The organism is Aurantibacter sp., assembly GCF_042094015.1.
Taxonomy (GTDB): Bacteria; Bacteroidota; Bacteroidia; order Flavobacteriales; family Flavobacteriaceae; genus Aurantibacter.
Window position 1 is genome coordinate 1 of sequence record NZ_JBELDZ010000081.1, and the last position, 6,835, is coordinate 6,835.

Consider the following 6,835-nt stretch of genomic DNA (forward strand, 5'->3'; position numbering starts at 1 on the left):
TGCGGGGTTTTTAAAGTTATTAGTCTCAACTATAGAAAAAGGTTTTTCAGGTTTTTTAGATACTAATTTTGGTTTAGTAGCAATAACCTTATTATCCGCAGTTTCTTCTGGTATAATTTCGTTGGCTTCCTTTTCTGCTTTTATATCTAGTGCATTATCTGCTTTAGGGTCTTTAACTTCTTCTGCAGGAATAGCAAAAGAATTATTTGGTCTATCTATTTGCGCATTACAAAACTGTAAAGCTCCAATGCAAAAAACTAAAATAAATAAAGACCGCATAATATTATGTTTTGGTTTGAGTCGAAATTAAAACAAAAACCATACCTTTTTCTTAAAAATATATTAATAGTCTAAAAGCGTTAATAATTCGTCTTCAAATCTACCTTTAGATAAATATTGTTCTTCTAATTGATTAATAAATGGAATTGGTGTTTCTAAACTTGCAACACGTTTAACTGGCGCATCTAAATACTGGAAACACTCTTCCATTATTAAAGCAGAAATATCGCTTGCTATTCCGCCAAACAAAGAATCTTCTTGCAAAATAATTACACGACCAGTTTTTTTAACCGATTTAAAAATTGTTTCTGTATCTAATGGTTGTAAAGATCTTAAATCTATTACATCTGCAGAAATATTTGGATGTTTATCTAAAGTATTTAAAACCCAATGTACTGCAGCACCATAACTTATAATTGTTATTACTTCTCCTTCTTTTAAAAGAGATGCTTTACCTAAAGGTAATGTATAATAATCTTTTGGCACTTCTTGTCTAATACTTCTGTACATAGCTTTATGCTCAAAAAACAAAACTGGATTTGGATCATTAATTGCTGTTGCTAATAAACCTTTTGCATCATATGGAAAAGCTGGATAAACTACTTTTAACCCTGGTGTTTTTGTAAACCAAGCTTCGTTAGTTTGACTATGAAAAGGTCCTGCTGCTACACCAGCGCCACAAGGCATTCTTAAAACAATATCTGCTTTTTGATTCCATCTATAATGAGATTTTGCTAAATAGTTTACTATTGGGTTAAATCCAGAACTTACAAAATCTGCAAATTGTAATTCTACTATACTTTTAATTCCCGCAATAGATAATCCCATAGCAGTTTCGACAATAGCAGATTCACAAATTGGTGTGTTTCTAACGCGATCTTTTCCAAATTGCTCTACAAATCCATCTGTAATTTTGAAAACACCACCATATTCAGCAATATCTTGCCCCATAATAACCAAATCATCATGGCGTTCCATACTTTGCCTAAGTCCATTAGATATTGCATCAATTAAACGTAATTCTTCTGTTTCAGAAAAAGACTTAACTTCTTGGTAATTATAATCTCTATAAACGTCTGATAATTCATTATCTAAATTAGGAACTATAGCTTCTTCGTTTGATGCTATAGCTAAATTCTCGTCTATTTCTTGTTTAATTTCAGTTCTAAAAATAGAATCTATAGTTTCTGTTAGAATCGCTTCACCTAATAAATAAGTTTTAAAATTCTCTAATGGATCTTTCTTAGCCCATTCATCCATTAATTCTTTGGGTACATATTTAGTTCCACTAGCCTCTTCATGACCACGCATTCTAAAGGTTTTAAACTCTAAAAATATTGGTCTAGGGTTTTGTCTTACACTTTCTGCTAATTCTGTTAATAAATTATATACTTCTAGAATATTATTTCCGTCTATAATATGAGATTCCATACCATAACCTTTAGCTCTATCTGCCAAATGTTCGCAATTATATTGTTCAGAAGTTGGTGTAGATAAACCATAACCATTATTTTCTATACAGAATAAAACAGGTAATTGCCATACAGAAGCGACATTTAATGCTTCGTGTATATCGCCTTCACTTGTTCCTCCTTCACCTGTGAAAACAGCTGTAACTTGCTTTTTATCTTGTAATTTACTAGCCAAAGCAATTCCATCTGCTACACCAAATTGTGGACCCAAATGCGAAATCATTCCAACAATATTATATTCTTGTGTTCCAAAGTGAAAACTTCTATCTCTACCATTAGTAAAACCATTGGCTTTACCTTGCCATTGAGAAAACAATCTACTTAAAGGAATTTCTCTAGTTGTAAAAACACCTAGATTTCTGTGCATTGGTAAAATATATTCTTCTTTATGTAATGCAGAAGTTACTCCTACAGAAATAGCTTCTTGTCCAATTCCTGCAAACCATTTACTTACTTTTCCTTGACGTAATAATATAAGCATCTTCTCCTCTATTAATCGAGGTTTTAACATGCGCCTGTATAAGTCTAATAAAGTATCGTTTGAAAGATTTTTTCTATCGTAATTGAAAGCTTTGTATTCCAAAATGGTCTATTTTTTAATTTTCCAATTCAAATATATCATTTTTACGATATGTTTAATACTTTGTATCAATAATCTTATTAATTTTTTCAAACGATTTCGTTACATTTGTAAGACTTACATTAAACTTATTTTAGAATGAATCATATTCCAAGCGTTAATTTATCAGATTTTATATCTAATGATCCTGTGAAAAAAGCACAATTTGTTGAGCAAATTGGAAAAGCATACGAAGAAATTGGTTTCGTGGCTTTAAAAGGTCATTTTTTAGACGACACATTAGTAAAGAATTTATATCAAGAAGTTGAAAATTTCTTTAGTTTACCAATAGAAACAAAAAGAAATTACGAAATTGAAGGTATTGGCGGACAACGTGGATATGTCTCTTTTGGAAAAGAAAGTGCTAAAGGTAAAAAAGAAGGAGATTTAAAAGAATTCTGGCATTTTGGTCAATATGTAGATGATAACCCAAAACTACAAGCTGAATATCCAGAAAACGTTTCTGTAAATGAATTAGCTAAATTTAATATTGTAGGAAAAGAAGCTTTTCAAATGTTAGAAAAAACAGCTAAATATGTTTTACGCGCATTAGCTTTATACCTAGATTTAGAAGAAACTTATTTTGATAATTATATTCATAATGGAAATTCTATTTTAAGACCAATACATTACCCACCAATTAAGGAAGAGCCAAAAGCTGCGGTTAGAGCTGCTGCACATGGAGATATTAACCTTATTACGCTACTTATGGGTGCACAAGGGAAAGGTTTACAAGTACAAAACCATAAAGGCGAATGGATTGATGCTATGGCAGAACCAGATGAACTTATGATTAATGTTGGAGATATGTTATCTAGACATACCAATAATAAACTAAAATCTACAATACATAGAGTAGTAAATCCACCTAAAGAACTTTGGGGAACATCTCGCTACTCTATTCCATTTTTTATGCATCCAATAAGTGAAATGAAATTAGATGTACTTGAAGATTGTATAGATGAAAACAATCCTAAACAATTTGAAGATATTACTGCTGGTGATTTTTTAAATGAACGATTAAGAGAGTTAGGCTTAATTAAGTAAATAGCTTCAGTTTTTAGTTTGCATTTGATTACAAATTGAAGATTGAAGATTGAAGATTGAAGAAATGGACTTAAAAGATCAACTAAAGAATTTATTCCCAGAACATCAAGAAACCGAAAACATTGAAGAAAAAAAAGATTCAAGTTTGTGGTTACAAGATGATCCTATAATTTGTAAATACGAGAAACGTAAAGGAAAACCTATTACAATTTTAGAAGGATATACTGGCGCTACAGAAGATTTCAAAAAATTAGCTAAAGACATAAAAACTACACTAAGTGTTGGTGGAAGTTTTAAAGACGATAAAATTATTATTCAAGGAGATTATCGTGATAAAATTATGACAATATTAAAGGAAAAAGGATTTAATGTAAAACGTGTTGGTGGATAAATGAGTCTTAAAACTACGCTTCATATTACTAATGGTTCTTCTTTAACAGAACGTTTAAAAGTTTTACAACTTAATGGTGAGTTTTTAACATGGCATGAAATGTTATGTGAAGGGCCAACTATTTTAAATATAGATTCGGATGAGTTTATAAACACACGAGAAACTTTTTTAGGACAGTTTTATAACTTAGAATATAAACGCAATGAATTTAAATCTGAATTAAACAAACTAAACCATTTAGAACAATACGATGAGATTATATTGTGGTTTGAATACGATTTATTCTGCCATATTAACTTAATTGCCGTTGTAAGCTTACTACTTCAAAAAGGAGTAGGAATTCCAATAAAATTAGTTTGTAGCGGACGTATAAATGGAGAAAAAGGATTAAAAGGTTTACCTGAATTAAATTCGCATCAACTAAAAAAACATTATAAAGAACGAATTACTTTAAAGCAATCTGATTTAGAATTGGCCCAAAAATGTTGGGGAATTTATAACTCAGAAAATCATAACGATTTTAAACCTTTAATAGTAACATCTTCTAGTTTTGAATATTTAACAAATTGCTTAAAAGCACACCTAAAACGTTTTCCAGATACTAGAAGTGGCTTAGGAACATTAGAGTTTAATATTTTAAAACTTATTAAAACAAATAATATAAAAAGTTTACATCACTTATTAGGATACGCTTTAAACTACCAAGGTTATTATGGTTTTGGAGATATTCAATTAAAACGCTTAATGGAAAGATTAAGTGACTTCTATACTGTATACGACGATAAAGTAGTTGTAAATCGAGAAGGCGATTTGGTGTTACTTCACTTAAAAAATGTACATGACGAAATTGAAAATAATATGAGTTATGGTGGTGTATTAAAATATGATTATGTTTTCAATAAAAAAGAAAACAAATTATTTAAAACTGTATAAATGGCAATAAAAGAATCCGAATTAATTATTAATCCCGATGGAAGTATTTATCATTTAAACTTACTTCCAAAAGATATTGCAGATACTATAATTACTGTTGGCGATCCAGATCGTGTGGCTTCTGTATCTAAACATTTTGATACTATAGAAGTAAAAAAACATAAACGAGAATTTAATACACATACAGGAACTTTTAAAGGCAAGCGTATTACAGTAATTTCTACTGGAATTGGTACAGATAATATAGATATTGTCTTTAATGAGTTAGACGCTTTAGTTAATATAAATTTTAAGACTAGAGAAATTAAAAAAGAATTAACTAGTTTAAACATTATAAGAATTGGTACATCTGGATCTATACAAGAAGATATTCCAATAAATTCTTTTTTAATAAGCGATTTAGCTGTTGGTTTTGATAGTTTACTTCATTTTTATGATAGCGAAAAATTTCAAGATTTAGAAGTTTCTAAAGCGTTAATGAAACAATGTAATTGGTTTTCTAAAAAATCTGAACCTTATGTCGTTAAAGCAGATAAAGGTTTAGTAGACTTATTATCTTCGGACAAAACAGTTAATGGATTTACTGCTACAAATGTTGGGTTTTATGGACCTCAAGGTAGAATTTTACGTTTACAAACTCAAGATAATAATTTAAACGATAAGTTAAGTCAATTTGATTTTAACGGATTAAGAATTACAAACCTAGAAATGGAAACTGCAGGAATTTACGGCTTAGCAGCATTATTAGGACATAAATCCATATCGTTAAATGCAATTTTAGCAAACAGAGCAACTGGTAAGTTTAGTAAAAACCCTACAGGAATTGTAGAAGATTTAATTAAATACACCTTAGATAAATTAGTTGAATAAATTTAGAAGTTAAACTCTACTTCTACTCTATTTTATATATGAAACAAATAAACATTGGTGGCGTTCCGGAACATTTTAATTTAGCCTGGTATTTAGGTTTAAAAAATGGTGACTATAAAGCCGAAAACATAAACTTACGTTGGCACGATTATTTTGGTGGCACTGGCGAAATGTGTAAAGGGTTACGTAATGGCGATATTGATATGGCGGTTATTTTAACCGAAGGTATTATTAAGGATATTATTGCAGGAAATAAATCTAAAATTGTACAAGTATTTGTAAAAACGCCTTTACAATGGGGAATTCACGTAGATGCTAAATCTGATTACAATTCTTTAGAGGATTTAAAAGGAAAAAAAGCTGCCATTAGTAGATATGGTTCTGGTTCTCATTTAATGTCTTTTGTAAATGCAGAACAAAATAACTGGGATTTAGAAAACGACTTGAAATTTGAAGTTATTAAAAATCTTGATGGCGCTGTAGAAGGTTTAACCTCTGGAAAAGCTGACTATTTTATGTGGGAAAAATTCACCACAAAACCATTTGTAGATAATGGCACATTTAGACGTGTTAGTAATTTACCTTCGCCTTGGCCTTGTTTTGTTATTGCTGTAAGAGAAGATTTTTTAAAAACCAACAAAGCAGATGTTAAAACCATTTTAGATATTGTAAACACAACTACAGAAGAGTTTAAACAAATTCCTTGTATAGATACAACTATCTCAAACCGATACGAACAAGAGTTAGAAGATGTACAAGAATGGTTAAGTTTAACCGAATGGTCTCAAGAAAATATTACAGAAAAAACAGTTGAAAAAGTACAAGACGAATTATTTAAGTTAAACATAATTCCTGAAAAATGGGATTATAAAGATTTAATTGAGGAATTGTAACTATTAAATACTATTATTAATTAGAAATATTTATATTTTTTTTACATATTAATATGAGACAATTATTTATCATTTACATCTTATCTATTCTATTCATTTCTTGTCAAAAAAAAACTCAAGAACCTGAATTTGCTAATAAAAGATATAAGGATACATTTTTTAAAATAAAAAAGCTAAAGTTTGATTGGTCAAAAGATATAAGTGATATATATGAAGTCTATATATCAAATCAGAATGATACATTATTGAACCAATCAAAAAGATTTGATAAATTAGTAGTTGATTCAACTGTTAGTGATTTTTATGATTTAAAATGGTATAAGACTAAAAT

8 protein-coding genes are annotated in these 6,835 nt (G+C 29.4%); 6 read left to right on the forward strand and 2 right to left on the reverse strand.

What is annotated here, in order from left to right; translation table 11 throughout:
- Positions 1 to 279, reverse strand: a 279-nt coding sequence (locus tag ACFDSN_RS10375; RefSeq protein WP_375239782.1) for a hypothetical protein, incomplete at its 3' end; no start/stop codon positions are given.
- Between the two features lie 63 nt (positions 280 to 342).
- Positions 343 to 2,262 carry a thiamine pyrophosphate-dependent enzyme gene (locus tag ACFDSN_RS10380; protein ID WP_375239793.1) on the reverse strand — a complete coding sequence of 640 codons (1,920 nt, stop codon included), beginning with the start codon at positions 2,260 to 2,262 and terminating at the stop codon, positions 343 to 345.
- 207 nt (positions 2,263 to 2,469) lie between these two features.
- On the opposite strand from ACFDSN_RS10380, the gene ACFDSN_RS10385 reads away from it, so the two are divergent.
- The 6 genes from ACFDSN_RS10385 to ACFDSN_RS10410 form a co-directional block, all read left to right on the forward strand.
- Entirely contained in the window at positions 2,470 to 3,417 is a 948-nt protein-coding gene (locus tag ACFDSN_RS10385; RefSeq protein WP_375239783.1) for an isopenicillin N synthase family dioxygenase, read from the forward strand.
- A gap of 64 nt (positions 3,418 to 3,481) precedes the next feature.
- Positions 3,482 to 3,808 carry a translation initiation factor gene (locus ACFDSN_RS10390; protein WP_375239794.1) on the forward strand — a complete coding sequence of 109 codons (327 nt, stop codon included), beginning with the start codon at positions 3,482 to 3,484 and terminating at the stop codon, positions 3,806 to 3,808.
- Entirely contained in the window at positions 3,809 to 4,741 is a 933-nt protein-coding gene (locus tag ACFDSN_RS10395) for a DUF1835 domain-containing protein (protein ID WP_375239784.1), read from the forward strand.
- Positions 4,742 to 5,611: a nucleoside phosphorylase gene (locus ACFDSN_RS10400; RefSeq protein WP_375239785.1), complete on the forward strand. Its 870-nt coding sequence runs from the start codon at positions 4,742 to 4,744 to the stop codon at positions 5,609 to 5,611.
- 38 nt (positions 5,612 to 5,649) lie between these two features.
- Entirely contained in the window at positions 5,650 to 6,504 is an 855-nt protein-coding gene (locus ACFDSN_RS10405) for a substrate-binding domain-containing protein (RefSeq protein ID WP_375239786.1), read from the forward strand.
- 53 nt (positions 6,505 to 6,557) lie between these two features.
- A partial coding sequence (locus ACFDSN_RS10410; protein ID WP_375239787.1) for a hypothetical protein occupies positions 6,558 to 6,835 on the forward strand: 278 nt, incomplete at its 3' end.